We start from the raw sequence: 23,429 nt of genomic DNA, 5'->3' as shown, positions 1-23,429 counted from the left end.
ACGATGAATCGATTCATCGCGGTTCAGTGGGAGCCTAGGCGGCGGTTCGGCCCGGGTCAACCCCGCCCTGTCCGCGCGCGGCCGGCGGCGAGGTGGATCGGTACCCCGGGATCGGGAGTAGCCTTGTCCGGCCAATCCGGTAGGGATAATGCCCCCACCGGGCACCGCAACGGAGAACACATGACCACGCTGTCCCGCCCCTCCCCGCGCCACGTCAGCCCGGCCGCCGCCGAGGGCGCGCCGAGCGCGAGCGCCCGATCGAGCTGGGTGCCGGAGCTGCACGGCCTGCGCGGCCTCGCCCTGGCCCTCGTGGTGATGTTCCACCTGTTCGGGCACGGCCGGGTCTCCGGCGGCGTGGACGTCTTCCTGGTGGTGTCCGGCTACCTCGCCACGGCGACGCTGCTGCGGCGGGCCGAGCGACGGGCTCTCGACCCGGTCGCCTACTGGGGCCGCACGTTCGTGCGCCTGGCGCCGCCCGCCCTGGTGGTGCTGGCCGCCACCACCCTGCTCATGGTGCTCACGGCACCCCAGAACACGTGGCTGCAGACGCTCCGCGAGATCTTCGCGACTGCCACGTACTGGGTGAACTGGGAGATGATCTCGGGGCAGCTCGCCTACGGCGCGGCGGGTCCGGGCACCAGCCCGGTGCAGCACTTCTGGTCCCTGTCGGTCCAGGCCCAGTTCTTCCTGGCGTGGCCGCTCGTCATCCTCCTGACGGCCTGGGTGGCCCGGCGGGCCCGCGTCGCCGCCGGCCCGGCGCTGACCGTGGTCACCGCCGTGGCCACCGTGTGGTCCTTCGTGTTCGCGGCCCAGCTCGCCGCGGCCGACCAGGCCGTGGCGTACTTCCACTCCGGCGCCCGGTTCTGGGAGCTCGGCGCGGGGGCGCTCGCGTTCCTGCTGGGCCGCTGGGTGCGGGTGCCCGACGCGGTGCGCCCGGCCCTCGCCTGGACCGGGCTCGCCCTGGTCGTCGCCTGTGGTTTCGTGCTCGACGGCGGGTCGCTGTTCCCCGGTCCGCTGGCGCTGTGGCCGGTGCTCGGCACCCTGTTCGTCATGTTCGGTTCGGGCGGTGACCGCGCCGCGACCACGCCGACCCCCCTGATGCGCTTCCTCGGCTGGCGCCCCCTCACGTGGGTGGCCGACCGCTCCTACAGCCTCTACATCTGGCACTGGCCGCTGCTGATCGCGTACCTGAACCTGCGCGACCGGGACCAGGTCGGGATCCGCGGCGCGGTGGTGATCCTCGCGGTCGCCGTGCTGCTCGCCTGGCTCACGGACCTCACGGTGGCCCGCGGCGCCCAGGCCTTCCGGGACCGGCGGGGCGACCGGCCGGCCCTGGTCGCCGCCGTGCTCGCCATCGCCCTGGTCGCCGTGCCCACGGGCCTCTGGGCGAACGCCACCGAGCGCCAGCAGGCCGCCGAGCTCGCCGCGCTCGACGCGCCCGTCCCCTCCGAGCGGTACCCGGGCGCCCTCGCCCTGACCCAGGGCGCGACACCCCGCGACGCGGCCGTGCGGCCGAACCCGGTGGTAGCCGCCGAGGACCTGCCGCAGTCTCAGGTGCAGCCCGGCTGCGTGCAGGGGCACGGCCGCGAGATGCCGAACGACATCGACGTGCTGACCTGCGACATCACCACGCCCGAGACGCCGACGCGGACCGTCGCGATGGTGGGCGCCTCGCACATCATGCAGTGGGTGCCGGCCTTCGAGCGCATCGCCGAGGAGAACGGCTGGCACCTCGTCCTCGTCGCCAAGCAGGGCTGCCGCATGCAGGACCCGGCGACGGAGGTGCAGGGCTTCCCGTCGTGCCGGCCGTGGAACGAGAGCCTCGTGGGCGTGCTGGACGGGATCGCGCCCGACGCCGTGGTCGTGGACGGCACCGAGACGGGTGTCGCCGCCGGCACGGCCGAACGCATCCTGCCCGGTCAGCTCGCCGCCTGGCAGAAGCTGGACGCCAAGGGCGTGCCCGTCCTCGCCCTCCGCGACAACATGCGGTTCGAGACCAACCCCGTGGACTGCGTCGCGGAGCACGGCGCCGACGGCGACTGCGGACGCGCCCGCGCGGACCTCCTGGGCGCGCCCGACCCGCTCACCACGACGGCCGGGATCCCCGACTCGCTGGTCCCGCTCGACCTCACCGACGCGCTGTGCACCGCCGACGAGTGCCCCGCCGTCGTGGGCAACGTGCTGGTGTACCGCGACGACGACCACATCTCGGCCACGTACGTCCGCACGGTGGCGCCCTACCTGGACACCCTCCTGCACCGCGACGCCCCGTGGCTGTTCGCCGGCTGACCCGGCGGCCAGGGGGGGGGGGGGGGGGGGGGGGGGGGGCCCCCCGGGGGGCGCCCCCCCCCCCCCCCCCCCGCCCCCGTCCCCGAGGTGTTCCGGGACCTGTCAGATGTTCCCGTGCCCGCCGGCGGCATCCGCCACCGCGGTCGGGTTGCCGATACCCGGCCCGGCATCCGTGGACCCGGACGTGCGGCTCGACAGCAGGCCGGACAGCTTGTGGGCCACGACGGTCAGCAGCCAGTTCACGAGGATGAACACCACGGCCACGAGGGCGAGCACCTGCAGCGGGTTGCCGTCGCCGGAGGAGACGATCTGACCGCTCCGGAGCAGCTCGCTGAAGCCGATGATCGACCCGAGCGCGGAGTCCTTCAGGACGACCACGACCTGCGAGACCATGGCCGGAAGCATCGCCACGAGGGCCTGCGGGAGCTGGATCGAGCGCAGGGTCTGTCCCCGCGTGAGACCGATCGCGAGCCCGGCCTCGCCCTGGCCGTTCGGCAGGTTCCCCACACCGGACCGCACCAGCTCGGCGATGACGGAGCCGTTGTAGAGGATGAGCGCCACGACGACGGCGACGAACGCCTTGTCGGCCACGCCGGGCAGCAGCTGACCGAAGAGCCCGTAGAAGAACACCATCATGAGCAGCACGGGCACGGCGCGCAGGAACTCTACGACCACCCCGCTCACCCAGCGCACGGCGGTGATGTGCGACAGGCGGCCCATGCCGAAGACGAGGCCGAACACGACGGCGCCGACGATCGCGTAGGCCGCGGCGCGCAGCGTGTTCATCAGCCCGGGGAGCAGGTAGAACTCCCACGTGCGGGCCGAGAAGGCCGGCCCCCACAGGTCCCAGGACAGCTGCCCCTTGGCGGCGAGCTCGCTCAGCAACCACGCGATCAGCCCGATCGCGGCGAGGACGCCGAGCACGTTCCCGCCGAGGATCCAGGTCCGGGCGCGGGGTCCCGGTGCGTCGAAGAGGACCGAGGAGCTCATCGCTTCACCGCCAGACGGTTGGACAGCCAGGTGGTCAGCAGACCGATGGGGATCACCAGGATCACGTAGCCGATGGCGAACAACCCGAAGATCTCCCAGCGGTAGTTGGCGTTGAACTCGATCATCGTCTTCATCGTGGAGGCGGTCTCCCAGGAGACCGAGGCCGCGGCGGCGACCGTCGAGTTCTTCAGCAGCGCGATGAGCGTGTTGCCCAGCGGCGCGATGGCGCCGCGGAACGCCTGCGGCAGGATGATGAGGCGCGCGGCCGGCAGGAACGACAGCCCGATCGCCCGGGCGGCCTCGGCCTGCCCGAGGGGCACCGTGTTCACCCCGGAGCGGATCGCCTCGCACACGAACGCGGCGTGGTAGACCGACAGGCCGACCACGGCGAACCGGAAGAAGTTCGCGTTGAAGTCGTCGGCCAGGCTGACCTGGAGCTGCGTCCACACCGCCAGGACCAGGAAGGTCATGATGATGGTCAGCGGCGTGTTGCGGAAGATGTTCACGTACGCGGTGCCGAACCACTGCAGCGAGGCGATCGGCGAGATCCGCATCAGTGCGAGCACGGTGCCGATCACCAGGGCGAACAGAGCGCCCCAGAACGTCAGCTGGATGTTGGTCCAGAACGCCCCCAGGACGTCGTACCGCTCCAGGAGCGAGCCGAGCCCGGACAGATAGTCGTTCACGGGTCACCTTTCGGGTGAGGCGCTGCCCTGACGGGCCCGCCCCGGTCGGACAGGTCGTGGGCGGTGGAGGTGCCGCCGCCCGCAGCGAACGGGATCGCGTCCGACAGCTCAGACGCGATCCCGGTCACCGCTGGAGGGACGTCAGGCGCAGGCGTCCGGCGTCGGCGGGTTGAGGTCCGCGTTCGGGGTGTAGTCGGCACCCTCGGTGTTCGCGGCCACGGCATCCTCCCAGGCACCCTCCTCGATCATCTTGGTGATCGCGGCGTTGATGTCCTCGCACCGGTCCGAGCCCTTGGGCAGGCCCACGCCGTAGCGCTCCTCGGAGAACGGGTTGCCGACCACCTTGAGGTTGCCGTCGCCGTTCGCCGCGGCGAGGCCCGCGAGGATGATGTCGTCGGTGGTGACGGCGTCGACCTGGCCGGCGGACAGGGCGGTGACGCACTCGGCGTAGCCCGGGCGCTCCAGAAGCTGCACGCCCTCGGCGTAGTCGGTCTTGATCTTCTCGGCCGAGGTCGAGCCGGTGACCGAGCAGAGGTTCTTGCCCTCCAGGTCCTCCGGACCGGTGATGTCCGTGTTGTCGGCGGCGACCAGCAGGTCCTGGCCGGCGACGAAGTACGGGCCGGCGAAGTCGATGACTTCCTTGCGCTCGTCCGTGATCGAGTAGGTGGCGAAGATCATGTCGACGTCGCCGTTCTGCAGCATGCTCTCGCGGTTGGCCGACGGCGTCTCGCGGAACGTGATCTGGTCCTCGCTGTAGCCCAGCTCGTTCGCGACGTACCGGGCGACGTCGACGTCGAACCCGGTGTAGTCGGCGCCGTCCTGCAGACCGAGGCCCGGCTGGTCGTACTTGATGCCGATGGTGATGCCGTCGCCGCCCTCGGACGAGCCGCCTTCCGGCTCGCCGACCTGGCTGCTGCCGCACGCGGACAGCGCGAGGGTCGAGGCTGCCGCCATCGCCAGGAGGCCCATGGTGTGCTTACGCATGATTGCCCTTCGGTAGTCCGGGGCCTGATGGGCCCCGAGGGGTGGGATCGGGTGTGAGATCAGTGGGTCAGGATCTTGGACAGGAAGTCGCGCGCCCGCTCGCTCTTGGGCGCGGTGAAGAACTCCTCGGGGTGAGCCTCCTCGACGATCTGCCCGTCCGCCATGAAGACCACGCGGTCCGCGGCCTTGCGGGCGAAGCCCATCTCGTGGGTCACGACGATCATCGTCATGCCCTCCTGGGCGAGCGCGACCATGGCGTCCAGCACCTCGTTGACCATCTCGGGGTCGAGGGCCGACGTCGGCTCGTCGAACAGCATCACCTTCGGCTGCATCGCCAGGGCGCGCGCGATCGCGACGCGCTGCTGCTGGCCGCCGGAGAGCTGGGCGGGCATCTTGCCCGCCTGGTTGCCGACGCCCACGCGGTCCAGCAGCTTGCGGGCCTGCTCCTCCGCGTCCTTCTTGCTCAGGCCGCGGACCTTGCGCGGGCCCAGGGTCACGTTGTCGAGCACGGTCTTGTGCGCGAACAGGTTGAACGACTGGAAGACCATGCCGACCTCGGCGCGCAGCCTGGCCAGGGCCTTGCCCTCCTCGGGCAGCTCCTTGCCGTCGACCGTGATGGTGCCGTCGTCGATGGTCTCCAGGCGGTTGATCGCCCGGCACAGCGTGGACTTGCCGGAGCCGGACGGGCCGATCACGACCAGCACCTCGCCCTTGCGGACGGTGAGGTCGATGTCCTGCAAGACGTGCAGCGCGCCGAAGTGCTTGTTCACGTGCTTCAGCTCTACGAGGGGTGCTCCGAGGGCGCGATCCGACGTCGGAGCGTCCGCGGTCTCGTCGGCCGCCGGTTGGCCGGTGGTCGAGGTGCTCTGGTCCATCCCTTGAACCTAACGATCCGATGTTTCAGGGACCAAGTCGACGGGTCATCCGAGCACAACGTTTCGGTAACAGATGACCGCATTGCCCCTGATTCTTGCGCGAATTCGTTCCTCCGGCACGGTTCGGCGGCACGCCGCGAGGGTCGTAAAATCGACCCCGATGTCCACGACCGCCCTCACCCCAGCCCTGCCCGACGCCGCCTCCGCAGGCGCCGCGGACGACCGCCCCCGCACCTACCTGGTGCGCACGCTCGGCTGCCAGATGAACGTGCACGACTCCGAGCACATGGCCGGCATGCTCGAACAGGCGGGCTACCAGCGCGCGACCCGCGAGGACGAGGCGGCGAACACGGCCGACGTCGTGGTGATCAACACCTGCGCCGTCCGCGAGAACGCCGCGACCCGGCTGTACGGCAACCTCGGCCAGCTCGCGAGCATCAAGGCGGCGCGTCCGGGCATGCAGATCGCCGTCGGCGGCTGCCTGGCGCAGAAGGACCGCGGCGACATCGTCGCCAAGGCCCCGTGGGTCGACGTCGTGTTCGGCACCCACAACCTCGACGCCCTGCCGGTGCTGCTGGAGCGCGCCCGGCACAACGAGGCGGCACAGGTCGAGATCGCGGAGTCCCTGCAGGTCTTCCCGTCGACCCTGCCGACCCGGCGCGAGTCTGTGTACGCCGGTTGGGTCAGCATCTCGGTGGGCTGCAACAACACCTGCACCTTCTGCATCGTGCCGCACCTGCGCGGCAAGGAGCGCGACCGCCGTCCGGGCGAGGTCCTGGCCGAGGTGGAGGCGCTCGTGGCCGCCGGGGCCATCGAGGTGACGCTGCTGGGGCAGAACGTGAACAGCTATGGCGTCGAGTTCGGCGACCGGGGCGCGTTCGCCAAGCTGCTGCGGGCGTGCGGGCAGATCGAGGGCTTGGAGCGCGTGCGGTTCACGTCCCCGCACCCGGCCGCCTTCACCGACGACGTCATCGCCGCGATGGCCGAGACACCGAACGTGATGCCGCAGCTGCACATGCCGTTGCAGTCCGGCTCCGACCGGATCCTGCGCGCGATGCGCCGCTCCTACCGTTCCGAGAAGTTCCTCGGCATCCTGGACCGCGTCCGCGCCGCCATGCCGGACGCCGCGATCACCACCGACATCATCGTCGGCTTCCCGGGCGAGACCGAGGAGGACTTCGCCGAGACCATGCGCGTGGTCGAGGCGTCCCGGTTCAGCTCGGCGTTCATGTTCCAGTACTCGCCCCGCCCGGGCACGCCCGCCGCCACCATGGAGGACCAGCTCCCCAAGGAGGTCGTGCAGGAGCGGTTCGAGCGCCTGCTCGCCCTCCAGGAGCGCATCGGGGCCCAGGAGGCCGAGCGGCAGGTCGGGCGCACGCTGGAGGTGCTCGTCGCCGAGGACTCGGGCCGCAAGGACGGCGCGCGCCGTCGGCTGTCCGGCCGGGCCGCCGACAACCGCCTCGTGCACTTCGGCCTGCCGTCGGACGCAGAGAACCTTCCCGGCGCGCCGACGAGCCTGGACGACCCGCGCCTGGCCGACGTCGTGCCCCAGGGGCTGCCGCGGCCGGGCGACATGGTGACGGTGACCGTGACGAAGGCCGCCCCGCACCACCTGATCGCCGACCCGGTCACGCCGGGACCGCTCGCGGTGCGCCGCACCCGATCCGGCGACGCGTGGGCCGAGCGGGAGAAGATCCGGCTCGGCGGCGGTGAGGACACGCACTCGCACGGCACGCCGGCGCCGTCGGGCCCGGTCTCCCTGGGCCTGCCCACCCTCCGCGCGAAGTAGCACCAGGGACAGGAACCGGGGCGAGGTAGAACCGCAGGTCCTGCTGCGGTTCTACCTCGCCCCGGTTCCTCGCCCCGGTTCTACTTCGGGTCGGTGTCCGCGTCGGTGTCCGGCGGCGGGGCCAGCGACGCCACCGTGGAGAAGAACTGGCTCGCCGTCACCAGGCCGCAGGACACGGTCTGAGCGAGCTGCTCCTCCGTGGCGCCGTGCTCGAAGTCGACCGACACCTCGGCGTACAGTGCCAGCCCGCCACCCTCCTCACGGGTGTAGACCTTGGGCCAGATGCGCTCGCGGTTCCAGTCGTTCGCCGCCTGCAGCACGGCCAGCCGCGCGGCGGGCGGCAGGGCGCCGGCCCAGCGGCCGCGCACCTGCAGGATCTCGTCGTGCTCGCCCAGCAGCAGGAACCAGAACCGGTTGCCGTCCCAGGTGCCGGTCACGTCGCCGTCGTCGTCGATGCGGAACCGGTAGCCGCGGCGCGAGAGGTCGTCGCCGACGCGCTGCGTGGTCAGCGGGCGCGGCTTGTCCACCTGGACGCCCGCGAGGGTACGGGTCTGCACGCCCTGGCCGCGCCGGGCGGCCGGGGGACGGGGGTTCAGCAGGCGGGCGAGCCAGCGGGCGGCGCCACCACTGTTGCGGGCCGGGCTCATGGCGCCGACCTCAGCGGGTCGGGGAACGTCTCGTCGAGGTGCTCGAAGAACATCGAACCCGTCGTCAGCCCGCACTGCAGGAGCTGGTCGAGCTGGTCCTCGGTGACACCGTGCTCCAGGTCGACGGTGACCTCGGTGTAGACCAGCACGGCCCCGTTGTCCCGGACCCGCACGTACGTCTTGGGCCAGATGCGCTCGGCGTTCCACTCGTTGCACAGCTCGAGGATCTCCTCGAGCCGCTCGATGGTCAGGTCCCGGTGCCACTGCCCGCGAACCTGGAGCACCTCGGAGCTCTCGCCCACCATCAGGAAGTAGAACAGCCAGCCGTGCCAGAGCCCGCCGACGTCGCCCTCCGAGTCCACGAAGTAGCTGAACCCGTTGTCGCCCAGCCACTCCACGACACGGTCGCGCGTCAGGGGGCGGGGGATGGCGGACGGATCGTCCAACCCTCCCGTCAGCTCGCGCAGCAGCACGCCTTCCACCTGCGCCCGCAGCTCGTCGTCGTCAAGTTCCCTGGGCTCGGGCTGGTGCGGGCCGGTGGCCGCGCGGTCGCCGTCGCCCGCCGTGTTCCGGCGTCGTGACCCGAAGAACCTCACCTGACCACAGTACCCGCCAGAGGCCTCCTCCCGCTGCGGGGTTCGTGGGGAAAGGGGGTGGAATCGGCCGGACCACGTCGCGCACCCGTCCCGCACGGCCCCCGGCCCGGCCCGGTGCTACGTTCACAGGTCGTGCACGCCGTCATCCTGCCTGCGACCCCGCTGCTCGTCGCCGGCCTCGTCCCGGGCCTGAGCCCCGACCCGCTCGCGGCGGTACGCGCCGCTGTGGCCGGGGCACTGGCCGAGCTCACCTCGGGTGGCCTGCTGCCGCTGGTCGTGGCGCACGGCCCCGCGCTCCGGCGGGGGCGGATGCGGCCCTCCCTGGCGGGTTCCGGCATCGGCGACCGCTGGCTGCCGCCGGGTCCGGGCGGCGCCTTCCGGGCCGACGACGCGCTCCCGCCGGCGGGTACCGGAGCCTCGGTGGCGCTGCTCGCGCTGCGCGACGTGCTGGGCGCCGACGTCGCCGTGGAGACGCTGGAGGTGCCCGCGGCGGACGACACGCTGGACGACGGGACCGTCGAGGCGCTGCGCACGGCCCGCTGCCTGGTCGTCGCAGGAGGGACGGTCCCCGGAGGGACGGCGGGCCGGACGGAGCCCGGTGGGGGAGCGCCGGACGACCCGGCCGCGCTCACGCCCGGGCTGCGTACCGCCCTGCGCCTGGCCGGCGCCGACACGTGGACGCCGGCCGTCCGACGCTTCCCGCAGGCGCACGACCACCTGCCGTCCGCGTACGTGCTGACCACCTTCTCGTGACCGCCGTGTCGACCAGCCTCGCGTGAGCACCGTCTCGTGACCGCGCTGTCGTGACCGGCCGCTGCCGACCGTAGGGTGGCGGCGTGATAGTCGTCGCCGTCGTGGGTCCCACCGCCACCGGGAAGTCGGACCTCGCCCTCGACCTCGCCGAGGCCCTGAGCACCGACCGGGCACCCGCCGAGATCGTCAACGCGGACGCCTACCAGCTCTACCGCGGCATGGACGTCGGCACGGCAAAGGTGCCCCCGGAACAGCGGCGCGGGATCGCGCACCACCAGCTCGACGTGCTGGACCCGGCGCAGGACGCCTCCGTCGCCCGGTACCAGGAGGCGGCACGCGCCGACCTGGACGCGATCGCCGGACGGGGCGCGCGCGCCGTCGTGGTCGGCGGATCGGGGCTGTACGTGCGGGCGCTGCTCGACACGATGGACTTCCCGGGCACCGACGCCGAGGTGCGGGCGCGCCTGGAGGCGCGCGCCGAGGCGGAGGGCCGGCGCACCCTGCACGCCGAGCTGGCGCGGCTGGACCCGCAGGCCGCCGAGAGCATCGGGCCGCACAACACCCGCCGCATCGTGCGGGCACTGGAGGTCATCGAGATCACCGGCCGCCCCTACACCGCGAACCTGCCGCGGCAGGAGTACGTGCGCCCCGCGGTGCAGATCGGGCTGGACTGCTCGCGCGAGGTCCTCGACGCCCGGGTCGCGAGCCGTGTGGAGCGCATGTGGGACGCCGGCCTGGTGGACGAGGTACGCACCCTGGCCGGCCCGGAGCAGGGCGGCACCGGGCCCGGCCTCGGCGTCACGGCCGCGCGCGCCGTCGGGTACGCCGAGGTCCTGGCCTGGTGGCGCGGCGAGTCCACCGAGGCCGAGGCCCGCGAGGCGGTCACCGCCAACACCCGGCGGTTGGCCCGCAAGCAGATGGGCTGGTTCGGGCGAGACCCGCGCGTGCACTGGCTGGACGCCGCCTCGCCCCGCCTCCTGGACGAGGCGCTCGCGATCGTGGCCGCCGCCGACGCCGGCACCCTGCCGGGGCCGGTTACGGGCAGCGAGCCCGTGCGCCGTAGCCTGGGCTCATGACGCAGCCCGCGACCAGCCCCGCGCCCTCTGCCCCGACGCCCGGCACGCTCGCCTTCACCAAGGGTCACGGCACCCGGAACGACTTCGTGCTGATCGCGGACGTCGAGGGATCGAGCGACCTGAGCTCGGACGACGTCCGGCGCCTGGCCGACCGGCGCGGCGGTATCGGCGGCGACGGCGTCATCCGCCTGGCCCCGACGTCGGCCCTGGCCCGCGCGGGCGAGGAGGCCGCCCAGGCCGCCCTCGCGCAGGACCCGACGGCCGAGTGGTTCATGGACTACCGCAACGCCGACGGCTCCGTGGCCGAGATGTGCGGCAACGGCGTGCGCGTCTTCGCGGCGTTCGCCGAGCAGCAGGGCGTCGCGGACCTGACGGCCGGCCCCCTCAGCGTCGGCACGCGCGCGGGCGTCAAGCGCGTGACCAAGGAGGCGAACGGCTGGTACGCCGTCGACATGGGCCCCTGGTTCCTGCCCGGCGGCGAGTCCGCGGCGGCCGACGGGTACGACGCCGCCGTGGCGGTGCGCGGCTGGAGCGCCCCGCGCCCCGCGCTGAGCGTCGACCTCGGCAACCCGCACACCGTGGTCGCCCTCGCGAGCGTGGACGAGCTCGCCGCGCTCGAGCTCTTCCACGCGCCCGAGGTGGCGCCCGTGCCGCCGCACGGCACCAACGTCGAGCTCGTGGTGCCGCTCGGCGAGGAGGAGGGGCCGGACGGCGTCGTCGGGCGCCTGCGGATGCGGGTGCACGAGCGCGGGGTGGGCGAGACGCCGTCGTGCGGCACGGGTGCCTGCGCCGCGGCGCTCGCGGTGCGGACCTGGCAGGGCGGGTCCTCGGGTGCCGGTGCGCCCGACACGTGGATCGTCGAGGTGCCGGGCGGCGAGGTGCGGGTGCGGCTGCTGCCGGGGGGCAACGTCGAGCTCGCGGGGCCCGCCGAGCTGGTCTACTCGGGGCGGGTCTCGCTCTGACGGGTCAGCCCGTCACCCGCAGCACCCGGAATCCCTTGGACGACGCCGTCCGCTCCACCGGGAGCCCCAGCGTCTCGGTGATCCAGCGGGCCAGGGAGTCCGAGCCCAGGTTCTTCTGCACCACGAGCCACGCCGCAGCGCCCGGGCCGAGCCGGGGCAGCCAGCGCGTCATGAGCTCGTGCAGCACCTGCTTGCCCACGCGGATCGGCGGGTTGGACCAGCAGGCGGCGAACCGCACGTCGTCGGGGACGTCGTCGGGCAGGACGGCCCGCACGTTGGTCAGCCCGAGCCGGTCCGCGTTGCGCCGCACCAGGTCGAGCGCGCGCTCGTTGACGTCGACGGCCCACACCGTGGCCTCGGGTGCCTCCAGCGCCAGCGTGATCGTGATCGGGCCCCAGCCGCAGCCGAGGTCGAGCAGGTCGCCCGCGGCCGGGGGCGCGGGCACGTGGTCCAGCAGCACGGCCGTGCCCTTGTCCACGCCGCCGGGGGAGAAGACGCCGGACGCCACCTCGACCTCCAGCTCGCGCCCGGCGAGGCGGACGGTGCGGGTGCGGCGCTCGTCGTCCGAGGCGGGCTGTGCGGTGAAGTAGTGGTCGCTGGACACCGCGCAATCGTAGGCGCTCGCCGGGTGCGGCGACCGAGATGAGCCACCCGGGGATGCCCCACAGGATGGGTGGCCGGACCTCTGACCGCCCCTTGACCGGCCCTGTTCGCGCAGAGCGGTGCACGAGGCCCGGAAAGACATGGCCGCGGGACTTTCGGGCGTGGGATCCTTGTTGTACGAGTGCAAGAACCATCGAGAGTTAGGTAGTACATGACCCACACCCCGACAGAGCCCGAGCTCCCCGCAGAGGAGACGCCCGAACTCCGCGAGTCCCAGGCAGACGCCCAGGCGATCGCGAACGATGTCGTGGCACGGGTTCTCGCTCGGGCGGGGACCGCACGTGCCGACGGCGACACGGTGCACACCGTGGCCGACGGCGACCAGCTGGACCTCGAGGAGCGCACCGCGCTGCGCCGCGTGGCCGGCCTGTCGACCGAGCTCGAGGACGTCACCGAGGTCGAGTACCGGCAGCTGCGCCTGGAGAAGGTGGTGCTCGTCGGCCTGTTCTCGGGCGGCGAGCACGCGGCCCGCGACGCGGAGATCTCGCTGCGCGAGCTCGCGGCGCTGGCCGAGACGGCCGGCTCCCAGGTGCTGGACGGCCTGCTGCAGCGCCGGCAGAAGCCCGACCCCGGCACGTACCTCGGTTCCGGCAAGGCCCTGGAGCTGGCGCAGGTCGTCCTCGCGACCGGCGCGGACACCGTGATCGTCGACAGCGAGCTCGCCCCGTCCCAGCGCCGTGCGCTGGAGGACGTGGTCAAGGTCAAGGTCGTCGACCGCACCGCGCTGATCCTGGACATCTTCGCCCAGCACGCCAAGTCCCGTGAGGGCAAGGCCCAGGTCGAGCTCGCGCAGCTCGAGTACCTCCTGCCGCGCCTGCGCGGCTGGGGCGAGTCGATGTCCCGCCAGGCCGGTGGCCAGGTGGGCGGCGCGGGCGCCGGCATGGGCTCGCGTGGTCCCGGTGAGACCAAGATCGAGCTGGACCGGCGGCGCATCCGTGACCGGATGGCGAAGCTGCGGCGCGAGATCGCCGCGATGAAGCCGGCCCGCGAGACCAAGCGGCTCAGCCGGAAGCGCAACGCGATCCCCGCGGTGGCGATCGCCGGCTACACCAACGCCGGCAAGTCGTCCCTGCTGAACGCGCTGACCGGCGCGGGCGTGCTCGTCCAGAACGCGCTGTTCGCCACGCTGGACCCGACGGTGCGACGTACCCGCACGGAGGACGGCCGCGTCTACACGTTCACCGACACCGTCGGGTTCGTGCGGCACCTGCCGCACCAGCTGGTGGAGGCGTTCCGGTCCACGCTGGAGGAGGTCGGCGACGCCGACATCCTGCTGCACGTGGTCGACGCGTCCCACCCGGACCCGGAGGGGCAGATCGCGGCCGTCCGCGAGGTGCTGTCCGAGATCCCGGCGTTCGAGGACGTCCACGAGATCGTGGTGCTGAACAAGGCCGACGTCGCCGACCCGACGGTCGTCGGCCGCATCCAGCGGCGCGAGCGGCACACCGCCGTCGTCTCCGCGCACTCCGGTGAGGGCATCGCGGAACTGCGCGCGCGGATCGCGGCCGAGCTGCCGCGCCCGGGCGTGCAGGTCGACCTGGTGGTCCCGTACGACCGGGGCGACCTGGTGCACCGCGTGCACGAGCACGGCGACATCGAGCTCACCGAGCACGTCGCGGCGGGGACGCACCTGCGCGGCCGTGTGGACGAGCAGCTCGCCACGGAGCTGCGGCAGGTCGCCGTCCTGTCCTGACCCGCCCCACGTCTCGGACGCCCAGGTCACCCCCGGTGACCTGGGCGTCCGACGTCTTCGGCGACATGGTCACGCAAGTCGCTTGCGCAGTTCTGCAAGCCACGCAAGCGGTTTGCGTTGATCGCGGCTAGGATCGACGCATGTCGAGACGGTTGTCGGATGTGGCGAAGAAGGTCGGCGTGAGCGAGGCGACGGTCAGTCGCGTGCTCAACGGCAAGCCCGGGGTGTCCCAGGGCACCCGGGACGCCGTGCTCACGGCGCTGGACGTGCTGGGCTACGAGCGGCCCACCAAGCTGCGGGGGAGCCGCGGCAAGCTGGTGGGGCTGGTGCTGCCCGAGCTCGTGAACCCGATCTTCCCCGCGTTCGCCGAGGTGATCGGCGGTGCGCTGGCCCAGCAGGGGTACACCCCCGTGCTGTGCACCCGTACCGCGGGCGGCATCACGGAGGCCGAGTACATCGACCTGCTCCTGGCGCAGCAGGTCTCGGGCGTCATCTTCGCGGGCGGGTTCTACGCCGAGCGGCAGGCCGACCACGCCCACTACCGCCGCCTGGAGGAGCTCGGCCTGCCCGTGGTGCTCATCAATGCGGCCATCGAGGACCTCGCGTTCCCGAGCGTGGCGTGCGACGACCTGGTAGCCGTCGAGCAGGCGCTGGGCCACGTGGTCTCGCTGGGGCACGAGCGGATCGCGCTGCTCCTGGGCCCGGCGGACCACGTGCCGTCGGAGCGCAAGCTGGCGGCGGCCCGGCGGTTCGCGCAGCGCCACGGCCTGGAGCTGGACCCGGACCTGGTGGCCCACTCGCAGTACTCCCTGGAGAGCGGCCAGGCCGCGGCGAACCGGCTCGTGGAGCGGGGCGCCACCGCCATCGTCTGCGCGAGCGACCCGCTGGCGCTGGGTGCCATCCGGGCGGTGCGCCGCGTGGGGCTGTCCTGCCCGGCGGACGTCTCCGTGGTCGGCTTCGACGACTCCGCCCTGATGAACTCCACCGACCCCGCGCTGACCACGGTGCGGCAGCCGATCGAGCCCATGGGCCGGGCCGCCGTCGACCTGCTGGCGGCGTTGGTGGACGGCAGCGACGTACCGCGGGACGAGCTGCTCTTCGAGCCGGAGCTCGTCGTCCGGGCGTCGACGGCGGCCGCGCACGAGCGGGCGAAGTCTGTCGCAAAACGATAAACCTTCTGTCGAGTTCTTGCGCGGTCGTTGTCACGTGATTTACGGTTCACGGCATGACGACGACGTCCGGCGCGCCCGAACCGCGCGCAGCAGCAGGCGACTGGTGGCGCAGCGCCGTGATCTACCAGATCTACCCCCGCAGCTTCGCCGACGGGAACGGTGACGGCACCGGGGACCTCGCCGGTGTCCGCTCCCGGCTCGGGTACCTGCGCGACCTGGGCGTGGACGCCGTCTGGTACACGCCCTGGTACGCGTCCCCGCTGGCCGACGGCGGGTACGACGTGCGCGACTACCGGACGATCGACCCGGCCTTCGGCACGCTCCAGGACGCCGAGGCGCTGATCGCCGAGGCCCGCGAGCTGGGCATCCGGACCATCGTCGACGTGGTGCCCAACCACGTCTCCGCCGAGCACGAGTGGTTCCGTGCGGCGCTCGCGGCGGCCCCCGGCTCGCCGGAGCGGGAGAGGTTCTGGTTCCACGACGGCAAGGGACCCGGTGGGGACCAGATGCCGACCCGCTGGGTCTCGAGCTTCCAGGGCGACACCTGGACCCGCACGACCAACCCCGACGGCACGCCCGGCCAGTGGTACCTGCACCTGTTCACCCCCGAGCAGCCCGACGTGAACTGGAACCACCTCGACGTGCGGCAGGAGCACGAGGACGTGCTGCGGTTCTGGTTCGACCGCGGCGCGGCCGGCATCCGCATCGACTCGGCGGCGCTCATCGTCAAGGACCCGGCACTGCCCGAGGTGCCCGCCACGCCCGGCCCGGGGGAGCACCCGCACCTGGACCGCGACGAGATCCACGACGTCTACCGCGGCTGGCGCCGCGTCGCCGACGAGTACGCGGAGCCCCGCGTGCTGGTGGGCGAGGTGTGGCTCGCGGACCACGAGCGCTTCGCGCAGTACCTGCGCCCGGACGAGATGCACACGGCGTTCAACTTCGACTTCATGGCCCGCCCCTGGGACGCGAAGGAGCTGCGGGAGTCGATCCGGACCACCCTGGAGGCGCACGCGCCCGTCGGGGCGCCCGCCACGTGGGTGCTGTCCAACCACGATGTCACCCGGCCCGTGACCCGGTACGGCCGCGAGGACTCGTCCTTCGACTTCGCCGCCAAGCGCTTCGGCACGCCGTCCGACCTGGACCTCGGTACCCGCCGGGCCCGGGCGGCCGCGCTGCTGGTCGCCGCGCTGCCGGGCGCCCTCTACGTCTACCAGGGCGACGAGCTCGGGCTGCCCGAGGCGGACGTGCCGCGGGAGCTGATCCAGGACCCGATGCACTTCCGGTCCGAGGGCGTGGACCCGGGCCGGGACGGCTGCCGCGTACCGCTGCCGTGGACCCGCACGGGCCCCAGCCTCGGGTTCGGCCCCGACGGCGGGGCCGCGCCGTGGCTGCCCCAGCCCGGCGACTGGGCCGGCCGGTCCGTCGAGGCGCAGGCCGGCGACCCCGGCTCGATGCTCACCCTCTACCGCCGGGCGCTGCACCTGCGGCGCGACCTCCCGGCGCTGCACACCGAGCCGCTCGCCTGGCTCGACCTCGGCGACGACGTGCTCGCCTTCACGCGCGGCGCCGGCTTCGCCTGCGTCGTCAACCTCGGGGCGGATCCCGTCCCGCTGCCCGACGGCGCGACGGTGCTGCTGTCGAGCGGCCCGGTGGACGGCGTCGTCGGGCCGGACGTCGCCGTCTGGCTGCGCCCGGCGCCCTGAACCCGTCCCTTCCCCACAACCCCCTTCCCCGACGTGCCGCGTCCCCTGCGGCACCAGACCAAGGAGTGACAATGAAGTCAGCACGAAAGCGCGCGGCGTTCGCGCTCGGCGTCCTGTCCGTGGCCGGTACCCTCACGGCCTGCGGGTCGCAGTCCGAGGCCTCGGACGACCCGACGGGCCCGGTGACCATCGAGGTCTCCATCGACGCCGGCCTGGAGCAGGCGGCCATCGACGCGTTCGACGAGCGCATCGCCCAGTTCGAGGAGGCCAACCCGGACATCCAGGTGGAGACCAAGGAGTTCACCTGGTCGGGCACCACGTTCGCGGCCGAGCTCGCGGGCGGCACCCTGCCGGACGTCTTCCCGATCCCGTTCACCGACGGCCGGGCCCTCATCGAGGCGGGCCAGATCGCCGACGTCAGCGACCTGGTGGCCGAGCTGCCGTACGCGGACCAGTTCAACCCCACCATCGCCGCGGCCGGCCAGGACGCCGACGGCGGCATGTGGGCCGTGCCGATCGCCGCCTACAACCAGGGCCTGCACTACAACCGCCGGCTCTTCGAGGAGGCCGGCCTCGACCCCGACAACCCGCCCACCACGTGGGACGAGGTGCGGGAGGCCGCCAAGAAGATCGCGGACGAGACCGGCCAGGCCGGCTACGCCCACATGACGCAGAGCAACACCGGCGGCTGGATCCTCACCACCGAGACGTACGCGCTCGGCGGCCGCGTGGTCGAGGGGGAGGGCGGCGAGGCCACGGCCACCGTGGACAACGACGCCACCGTCGCGGCCCTGGAGATGCTGCGGGACATGCGCTGGGAGGACAACTCCATGGGGTCGTCGTTCCTGTACGACTGGAGCACCATCAACCAGGACTTCGCCGCCGGCAAGATCGGCATGTACGTCTCGGGCGGCGCCAACTACCCCAACCTGTTCACGCAGAACCAGATGGACCCCGAGGAGTACGGCGTCACCGTGCTGCCCCTGGAGGGCGACGATGCCGGCACGCTCGGCGGCGGCACGCTCGCCGCGGTGAGCTCCGCGGCGTCCGAGGCCGAGCAGGCCGCGGCCGTGAAGTGGATCGACTTCTACTACATCTCGAAGCTGACCGACCAGGACGCCGCCGTGGCCGAGGCCGAGGTGGCCGCCGAGACCGACCAGCCCGTCGGTGCCCCCGCCCTGCCGATCTTCGACCGCGAGACCTACGAGGAGCAGCAGAGCTGGATCAAGGACCTGGTCAACGTGCCCCTGGAGAACTTCGCGCCCATGACGGAGCAGATGTTCGACCAGCCGGTCATCCCCGAGCCCGCCGTCGCGACCCAGGAGGTCTACGCGGCGCTCGACCCGGTGGTCCAGGCGGTGCTCACCGACGAGAACGCGGACATCGACGCGCTGCTCGCCGACGCCCAGGTGCAGGTCCAGAACCTGCTCGACCGCGCCTGAGACGGCGACGACCCAGATGACCACCCTGTCCAGCCCTCTGCGGGCGACGACGGCGGACACCCCGCCGTCGTCGCCCCGGCCCGGCCGGCGCGTCCGCCGCACGCCCCGGGACTGGCTGCGCGACGGCGGCCTGAGCACCCTGGTCATCGCCCTGCCGATGATCCTCGTGTTCGGCGTCTTCTCCTGGTTCCCGATCGGCCGCGCGCTGGTCATGAGCTTCCAACAGACCAACCTCGTCACCGCGCCCGAGTTCGTGGGCCTGGAGAACTTCGTGTTCGTGCTCTCCGACCCGCTGCTGGGCAAGGCCGTGGCCAACACGCTCTGGTTCGCGCTGCTCGCGCTCGTGTTCGGCTACCCGGTGCCCCTGGCCGCCGCGGTGCTGATGAGCGAGGTCCGGCGGATGCGCGGCCTGTACTCGGCGCTGGCCTACCTGCCCGTGGTGGTGCCGCCCGTGGTGGCCGTGCTGCTGTGGAAGTTCTTCTACGACGCCTCACCCACCGGCGTGTTCAACACCGTCGCGGGCTGGTTCGGCCTCGGACCCTACCCCTGGCTGCAGGACGCCGGGACGGCCATGCCGTCGCTGGTCCTGGAGGCCACCTGGGCGGCCGCCGGAGGCACCGTCATCATCTACCTCGCCGCGCTGGTCGGCGTGCGCACCGAGCTCTACGAGGCGGCCGAGGTGGACGGCGCCGGCGTGTGGCGCAAGGTCTGGCACGTCACGCTCCCGCAGCTGCGCGGCGTCCTGTTCATCACGCTGATCCTCCAGGTGATCGGCACGTCCCAGGTGTTCCTGGAGCCGTTCCTGTTCACCGGCGGCGGCCCCAACAACGCCACCCTCACCGTCCTCATGCTGATCTACGACTACGCGTTCGGCAGCAGCCTCGGCGGCAACTACGGCGCCGCGACCGCCCTGAGCCTCATGCTCGCGGCCGTCCTGGCCGTGCTGTCGGCGGTCTACTTCCGCGTGACCCGACCCTGGAGCTCCTGAGATGGCAGTCGAGACCGAACGCGGCATCATCTCCGCCCACGACCGCCGACGGCCGAGCGTGCGGGCCACCCTCGGCGTGCTGCAGGGCGGCCTGCTGGCAGCGCTGCTGGTCGTGGGGCTCGGACCCGTCCTGTGGCTCGCCAAGGCTGCCGTCACCCCCACGCAGGACACGCTGCGCGACCCGCTCGGGCTCTTCCCGAACGGGATCGACTGGGCCAACCTCGCCACCGCGTGGACCCGGGCCGAGATCGACCACTACTTCGCCAACACGCTGATCCTGGCGGTGGGGGCCTGGTTCTTCCAGCTCCTGGTGGCCACCACGGGTGGCTACGTCCTGTCGGTGCTGCGCCCGCGCTACGGCAACGTGATCCTGGGGCTCGTCCTGGCCACCCTGTTCGTGCCGTCCGTGGTGCTGCTCGTGCCGCTGTACCTGACCATCCTCGACGTGCCGCTCCTGCACGTCAGCCTGCTCAACACGTTCTGGGCGGTCTGGCTGCCCATGGGGGCCAGCGCGTTCAACGTGCTGCTGGTCAAACGGTTCTTCGACGGCCTGCCGCGTGAGGTCTTCGAGGCCGCCCGCGTGGACGGCGCCGGGCCGTTCCGGCTGCTGTGGAGCATCGTGCTGCCGATGTCGCGGCCCATCCTCGGCGTGGTCTCGGTGTTCGCCGTCATCGCGGCGTGGAAGGACTACCTCTGGCCCCTGCTCGTGCTGCCCGACCCGGGCAACCAGCCGCTGTCCGTGCGGCTGCCCGCCATCGCGCCCTACCTGGAGCTCGACGTGTTCCTGGCGGCGCTCGCGATCTCGACGGTGCTGCCCGTCGCGCTGTTCCTGGCGTTCCAGCGGCTGTTCCTCAGCGGTGCCGGGCTGGGGGGTGCCGTGAAGGGGTGAGCCTGTGGACGAGGCGGGGTGGATGTCACCGCCCCCGCCTAGGATCGAGTGCGTGACCAGCCTTCCCGACGCACCCGCCGACAGTACCGCCACGCAGGACGTGCCCGACGTCGAGGAGCTCCTCGATCTCGCGGTCGGGGAGCTCGGCGGCGGGCGCAGAGAAGGGCAGCACCGCATGGCGGTCGCGGTCGGCGAGGCGATCGAGAAGGGCGAGCACCTGCTGGTCCAGGCGGGTACCGGAACGGGCAAGTCGCTCGGCTACCTGGTGCCCGCCGTACGGCACGCCGTGGCGGCGCAGAGCAAGGTCATCGTCTCCACGGCCACCCTCGCGCTCCAGCGGCAGGTCATCACGCGTGACCTGCCGCTCGTGGCGAAAGCGGTGGCGCCGCTGCTGCCGCGCGAGCCGCGCATCGCGCTGCTCAAGGGGTGGCACAACTACCTGTGCGTGCACAAGGTGGGCGGCGGCTACCCCGCCGACGAGCCGACGCTGTTCGACCTGCCGGGCGGGGAGGAGCATCCCCGGGCGGAGGACGCACCGGGCGGTCAGGCACCCCGTGGCCGGCGCCGGGACGACGGCGCGACGCTCGCCGACCACGTGCGGCGCCTGCACGAGTGGGCGGGCGAGACCGACACCGGCGACCGCGACGACCTCGTGCCCGGCGTGCCGGACCGGGCCTGGCGCCAGGTGTCCGTCACGGCCATGGAGTGCCTGGGCGGCAAGTGCCCCATGCTCGCCGAGTGCTTTCCCGACAAGGCGCGCGCCGCGGCCCGGGAGGCGGACGTGGTGGTCACCAACCACGCGATGCTCGGCATCGCGGCCACCGGCAGCCCGGGCGTGCTCCCGGAGCACGACGTGGTCGTGGTCGACGAGGCGCACGAGCTCACCGACCGCGTCACCTCGTCCGCCACGGTGGACCTGTCCATGGCGTCGGTCGAGAACGCGGCGCGGCTCGCCCGCCGCAACGCCGGGACCAGCACCGAGGCCCTGGACAAGGCCGCACAGGACCTCGGCACGCTCCTGGTGACGGCACCCGCCGAACGCTTCCCCCAGGGCCTGCCGGACGACCTGCGCACGGCGGTGGCCGCGGTGCGCGACGCCGCGCGCGAGGTGCTGAGCGCCCTCAAGCCGGACGCCGCGGGCGCCAAGGGCAAGGACGCCGGCCAGCCCGATCCCGGCCTGAAGATGGCGCAGGGCGCCATGCTCCAGCTGTTCGAGACGGCCGAGCGGATGGCCGCCCAGGACACGACGTCCGACGTCCTGTGGTGCTCGCGCCCGGACAACGGCTGGGGCGGCTTCGGCGACAACGTGACCCGCCTGCACGCTGCCCCGCTGCACGTGGCGGGCCTGATCCGTACCCACCTGCTGGGGGAGTCGACCGGCGTGTTCACGTCGGCCACCCTGGCCCTGGGCGGCACGTTCGACGCGGTGGCCGGCACGCTCGGGCTCAAGGGCGAGGACGCGCCGCCGTGGCACGGGTTCGACGCGGGCAGCCCGTTCGACTACCCGCGGCAGGGCATCCTGTACATCGCCCGGCACCTGCCGGCGCCGGGCCGGGAACCCACCACGGAGGCGCAGCTCGACGAGATCGCGGAGCTCATCACGGCGGCGGGGGGCCGCACGCTCGGTCTGTTCTCGTCGCGGCGCGCGGCGAACGCGGCGGCGGAGGCGATGCGGGAGCGACTCGACGTGCCGATCCTGGCGCAGGGGGACGACCAGCTCCCCACGCTGGTGCGCGAGTTCGCGCAGGACCCGGCGACGTGCCTGTTCGGCACGCTGTCCCTCTGGCAGGGCGTCGACGTGCCGGGCCCGTCGTGCCAGCTCGTGCTCATCGACCGCATCCCGTTCCCGCGCCCCGACGACCCGGTCAAGGCGGCCCGTGCCCGCGCCGTGGAGCAGGCGGGCGGCAACGGGTTCATGGCGGTCTCGGCCCAGCATGCGGCCCTGCTGCTCGCGCAGGGCGCGGGGCGCCTCGTACGGAGCACGGAGGACCGGGGCGTGGTGGCGGTGCTCGACCCGCGGCTCGCCACCGCACGCTATGCGTCGTTCCTCACCCGGTCGATGCCCGGGTTCTGGCCCACGACCGATCCGGCGCTCGTCCGCGCCGCGCTGGCCAGGCTGGACACCTAACCTAGGCGCATGGCAGCCATCTCGGACGTCCCGGCCGACCGAAGCCCCGCAGCCCGGACCACGAAGCTCGCGATCGTCGGGGCGGGGGCGGTCGGCTCCACGCTGGCCTTCGCCGCGCTCACCCGTGGCTCGGCGCGCACCATCGCGCTGCACGACGTGAACCGGGCCAAGGTCGAGGCCGAGGTGCTCGACCTGCGGCACGGGCTCATGTTCACCTCCCAGGCCCACGTGATCGGCTCGGACGACGTGGCCGTCTGCGCGGACGCGGACGTCGTGGTCGTCACGGCCGGGGCGAAGCAGAAGCCCGGGCAGACCCGGCTCGACCTCGCCGAGGGAACGATCGGCCTGATGCGCCAGATCCTGCCACCCCTGGTGGAGGTCGCGCCCGACGCGACCTACCTGATGGTCACCAACCCCGTGGACGTGGTCACGTACGCGGCGCTCCAGATCTCGGGACTGCCCCGCGAGCAGATGTTCGGCAGCGGCACCGTGCTCGACTCGTCGCGGCTGCGGGCAGGGCTCGCCGAACGCTGCGGGGTGGCGGTCGCCAACGTGCACGCGTACATCGCGGGGGAGCACGGCGACTCGGAGATCGCGCTGTGGAGCTCTGCCTCGATCGGCGGGGTACCGCTGCTGGAGTGGGAGCCCTTGGCCGGCCACCCGCCGCTGGACGCCGCGGTGCGGGCCGAGGTGCACCGCGAGGTCGTGGACTCGGCCTACCGGATCATCGCGGGCAAGGGCGCCACCAACTACGCCGTCGGCCTCGCAGCCACCCGGATCATCGAGGCGGTGCTCAAGGACGAGGGCCGGATCATGCCGGTGTCGTCCCTGCTGGACGACTACCACGGGATCGGCGACGTGTGCCTGTCGGTGCCCTCGCTCGTGGACCGCCGCGGGGTCCCGGGCACGGTGCGCGTGCCGCTGTCGGACGAGGAGCTGGTGGGCCTGCGGGCGTCCGCCGAGAGCGTGCGCGGGGTGCTGCGGCGCTTCGGGTTCTGAGCCTGGCCGCGCACCGCCGGTGATGCCGGAGCGCCCGCCCGCGACCCGGCGGCTTCGACCGCGGGGGGTCGAACCGATCGGATCGCGGACGGGCGCTCCGCG

At 72.8% G+C, this 23,429-nt stretch carries 20 protein-coding genes; 13 read left to right on the top strand and 7 right to left on the bottom strand.

Going from position 1 to position 23,429, the window contains the following annotated elements; translation table 11 throughout:
* Positions 1–180 precede the first annotated feature (180 nt).
* Positions 181–2,289, top strand: coding sequence for an acyltransferase family protein (locus ACIBBF_RS09915; protein ID WP_397412911.1), 2,109 nt, complete (start codon positions 181–183; stop codon positions 2,287–2,289).
* A 102-nt stretch (positions 2,290–2,391) separates the two neighbouring features.
* Here the strand turns inward: ACIBBF_RS09915 and ACIBBF_RS09910 are convergent, their stop codons facing one another.
* From ACIBBF_RS09910 to ACIBBF_RS09895, 4 genes are all read right to left on the bottom strand, one after another.
* The gene (locus tag ACIBBF_RS09910; protein WP_397412910.1) at positions 2,392–3,279 is read right to left on the bottom strand and encodes an amino acid ABC transporter permease; all 888 of its coding nucleotides are present in this window, start codon (positions 3,277–3,279) and stop codon (positions 2,392–2,394) included.
* On the bottom strand, positions 3,276–3,965 hold the full coding sequence (locus ACIBBF_RS09905) for an amino acid ABC transporter permease (RefSeq protein WP_397412909.1): 690 nt from the start codon (positions 3,963–3,965) through the stop codon (positions 3,276–3,278). The genes ACIBBF_RS09910 and ACIBBF_RS09905 overlap by 4 nt, the downstream gene beginning before the upstream one ends.
* Before the next feature lie 141 nt (positions 3,966–4,106).
* Positions 4,107–4,949 (bottom strand): glutamate ABC transporter substrate-binding protein, encoded by an 843-nt coding sequence (locus ACIBBF_RS09900; RefSeq protein WP_397412908.1) that lies wholly within the window; start codon positions 4,947–4,949, stop codon positions 4,107–4,109.
* A gap of 59 nt (positions 4,950–5,008) precedes the next feature.
* On the bottom strand, positions 5,009–5,824 hold the full coding sequence (locus tag ACIBBF_RS09895; protein ID WP_397412907.1) for an amino acid ABC transporter ATP-binding protein: 816 nt from the start codon (positions 5,822–5,824) through the stop codon (positions 5,009–5,011).
* Between the two features lie 160 nt (positions 5,825–5,984).
* Here ACIBBF_RS09895 and miaB point away from each other — a divergent pair, with 160 nt between their 5' ends.
* Complete coding sequence (gene miaB, locus ACIBBF_RS09890) at positions 5,985–7,613, top strand: tRNA (N6-isopentenyl adenosine(37)-C2)-methylthiotransferase MiaB (protein ID WP_397412906.1); 1,629 nt, start codon at positions 5,985–5,987, stop codon at positions 7,611–7,613.
* Between the two features lie 80 nt (positions 7,614–7,693).
* Here the strand turns inward: miaB and ACIBBF_RS09885 are convergent, their stop codons facing one another.
* Together ACIBBF_RS09885 and ACIBBF_RS09880 are read right to left on the bottom strand one after the other, a co-directional pair.
* Positions 7,694–8,260: a YbjN domain-containing protein gene (locus tag ACIBBF_RS09885; protein ID WP_397412905.1), complete on the bottom strand. Its 567-nt coding sequence runs from the start codon at positions 8,258–8,260 to the stop codon at positions 7,694–7,696.
* Entirely contained in the window at positions 8,257–8,856 is a 600-nt protein-coding gene (locus tag ACIBBF_RS09880; protein WP_397412904.1) for a YbjN domain-containing protein, read from the bottom strand. Before ACIBBF_RS09880 ends, ACIBBF_RS09885 begins: the two co-directional genes overlap by 4 nt.
* Positions 8,857–8,988: 132 nt before the next feature.
* Between ACIBBF_RS09880 and ACIBBF_RS09875 the strand changes: the two genes are divergently transcribed.
* From ACIBBF_RS09875 to dapF, 3 genes are all read left to right on the top strand, one after another.
* Complete coding sequence (locus tag ACIBBF_RS09875; protein ID WP_397412903.1) at positions 8,989–9,609, top strand: hypothetical protein; 621 nt, start codon at positions 8,989–8,991, stop codon at positions 9,607–9,609.
* Between the two features lie 83 nt (positions 9,610–9,692).
* A complete protein-coding gene (gene miaA / locus ACIBBF_RS09870; RefSeq protein ID WP_397412902.1) occupies positions 9,693–10,685 on the top strand; it encodes a tRNA (adenosine(37)-N6)-dimethylallyltransferase MiaA in 993 nt (330 codons plus the stop codon).
* Entirely contained in the window at positions 10,682–11,647 is a 966-nt protein-coding gene (dapF, locus tag ACIBBF_RS09865) for a diaminopimelate epimerase (RefSeq protein WP_397412901.1), read from the top strand. The genes miaA and dapF overlap by 4 nt, the downstream gene beginning before the upstream one ends.
* Positions 11,648–11,651: 4 nt before the next feature.
* On the opposite strand, the gene ACIBBF_RS09860 is transcribed toward dapF, so the two are convergent.
* A complete protein-coding gene (locus tag ACIBBF_RS09860) occupies positions 11,652–12,251 on the bottom strand; it encodes a class I SAM-dependent methyltransferase (protein ID WP_397412900.1) in 600 nt (199 codons plus the stop codon).
* A 210-nt stretch (positions 12,252–12,461) separates the two neighbouring features.
* On the opposite strand from ACIBBF_RS09860, the gene hflX reads away from it, so the two are divergent.
* The 8 genes from hflX (at position 12,462) to ACIBBF_RS09820 (ending at position 23,327) form a co-directional block, all read left to right on the top strand.
* Positions 12,462–14,003: a GTPase HflX gene (hflX, locus tag ACIBBF_RS09855; protein WP_397412899.1), complete on the top strand. Its 1,542-nt coding sequence runs from the start codon at positions 12,462–12,464 to the stop codon at positions 14,001–14,003.
* Positions 14,004–14,143: 140 nt separating this feature from the next.
* The gene (locus ACIBBF_RS09850; RefSeq protein WP_397412898.1) at positions 14,144–15,175 is read left to right on the top strand and encodes a LacI family DNA-binding transcriptional regulator; all 1,032 of its coding nucleotides are present in this window, start codon (positions 14,144–14,146) and stop codon (positions 15,173–15,175) included.
* Between the two features lie 53 nt (positions 15,176–15,228).
* A complete protein-coding gene (locus ACIBBF_RS09845) occupies positions 15,229–16,881 on the top strand; it encodes a glycoside hydrolase family 13 protein (RefSeq protein ID WP_397412897.1) in 1,653 nt (550 codons plus the stop codon).
* A gap of 71 nt (positions 16,882–16,952) precedes the next feature.
* Positions 16,953–18,323 carry an ABC transporter substrate-binding protein gene (locus ACIBBF_RS09840; protein ID WP_397412896.1) on the top strand — a complete coding sequence of 457 codons (1,371 nt, stop codon included), beginning with the start codon at positions 16,953–16,955 and terminating at the stop codon, positions 18,321–18,323.
* Between the two features lie 16 nt (positions 18,324–18,339).
* Positions 18,340–19,311 (top strand): carbohydrate ABC transporter permease, encoded by a 972-nt coding sequence (locus ACIBBF_RS09835; protein ID WP_397412895.1) that lies wholly within the window; start codon positions 18,340–18,342, stop codon positions 19,309–19,311.
* Between the two features lies 1 nt (position 19,312).
* Positions 19,313–20,200 (top strand): carbohydrate ABC transporter permease, encoded by an 888-nt coding sequence (locus tag ACIBBF_RS09830; RefSeq protein ID WP_397412894.1) that lies wholly within the window; start codon positions 19,313–19,315, stop codon positions 20,198–20,200.
* 22 nt (positions 20,201–20,222) lie between these two features.
* Positions 20,223–22,328, top strand: coding sequence for an ATP-dependent DNA helicase (locus tag ACIBBF_RS09825; RefSeq protein ID WP_397412893.1), 2,106 nt, complete (start codon positions 20,223–20,225; stop codon positions 22,326–22,328).
* Positions 22,329–22,337: 9 nt separating this feature from the next.
* The gene (locus ACIBBF_RS09820) at positions 22,338–23,327 is read left to right on the top strand and encodes an L-lactate dehydrogenase (protein ID WP_397412892.1); all 990 of its coding nucleotides are present in this window, start codon (positions 22,338–22,340) and stop codon (positions 23,325–23,327) included.
* Positions 23,328–23,429: the final 102 nt, after the last annotated feature.

The sequence above is a fragment of the Promicromonospora sp. NPDC050880 genome, from assembly GCF_044456525.1.
Taxonomy (GTDB): Bacteria; Actinomycetota; Actinomycetes; order Actinomycetales; family Cellulomonadaceae; genus Promicromonospora.
Note: the sequence above shows the minus strand (reverse complement) of the source record. Positions and strands in the feature narration are given on the sequence as shown.

What these genes read in the sequence shown, in the direction of transcription:
- ACIBBF_RS09900 (WP_397412908.1), bottom strand. Translation starts at nt 4,949, where the DNA reads ATGCGTAAGCACACCATGGGCCTCCTGGCGATGGCGGCAGCCTCGACC.
- ACIBBF_RS09845 (WP_397412897.1), top strand. Translation starts at nt 15,229, where the DNA reads ATGACGACGACGTCCGGCGCGCCCGAACCGCGCGCAGCAGCAGGCGAC.
- ACIBBF_RS09910 (WP_397412910.1), bottom strand. Translation starts at nt 3,279, where the DNA reads ATGAGCTCCTCGGTCCTCTTCGACGCACCGGGACCCCGCGCCCGGACC.
- ACIBBF_RS09850 (WP_397412898.1), top strand. Translation starts at nt 14,144, where the DNA reads ATGTCGAGACGGTTGTCGGATGTGGCGAAGAAGGTCGGCGTGAGCGAG.
- ACIBBF_RS09915 (WP_397412911.1), top strand. Translation starts at nt 181, where the DNA reads ATGACCACGCTGTCCCGCCCCTCCCCGCGCCACGTCAGCCCGGCCGCC.
- ACIBBF_RS09825 (WP_397412893.1), top strand. Translation starts at nt 20,223, where the DNA reads ATGTCACCGCCCCCGCCTAGGATCGAGTGCGTGACCAGCCTTCCCGAC.
- miaB (WP_397412906.1), top strand. Translation starts at nt 5,985, where the DNA reads ATGTCCACGACCGCCCTCACCCCAGCCCTGCCCGACGCCGCCTCCGCA.
- hflX (WP_397412899.1), top strand. Translation starts at nt 12,462, where the DNA reads ATGACCCACACCCCGACAGAGCCCGAGCTCCCCGCAGAGGAGACGCCC.
- ACIBBF_RS09840 (WP_397412896.1), top strand. Translation starts at nt 16,953, where the DNA reads ATGAAGTCAGCACGAAAGCGCGCGGCGTTCGCGCTCGGCGTCCTGTCC.
- ACIBBF_RS09830 (WP_397412894.1), top strand. Translation starts at nt 19,313, where the DNA reads ATGGCAGTCGAGACCGAACGCGGCATCATCTCCGCCCACGACCGCCGA.
- dapF (WP_397412901.1), top strand. Translation starts at nt 10,682, where the DNA reads ATGACGCAGCCCGCGACCAGCCCCGCGCCCTCTGCCCCGACGCCCGGC.
- ACIBBF_RS09895 (WP_397412907.1), bottom strand. Translation starts at nt 5,824, where the DNA reads ATGGACCAGAGCACCTCGACCACCGGCCAACCGGCGGCCGACGAGACC.
- ACIBBF_RS09835 (WP_397412895.1), top strand. Translation starts at nt 18,340, where the DNA reads ATGACCACCCTGTCCAGCCCTCTGCGGGCGACGACGGCGGACACCCCG.
- ACIBBF_RS09820 (WP_397412892.1), top strand. Translation starts at nt 22,338, where the DNA reads ATGGCAGCCATCTCGGACGTCCCGGCCGACCGAAGCCCCGCAGCCCGG.
- ACIBBF_RS09885 (WP_397412905.1), bottom strand. Translation starts at nt 8,260, where the DNA reads ATGAGCCCGGCCCGCAACAGTGGTGGCGCCGCCCGCTGGCTCGCCCGC.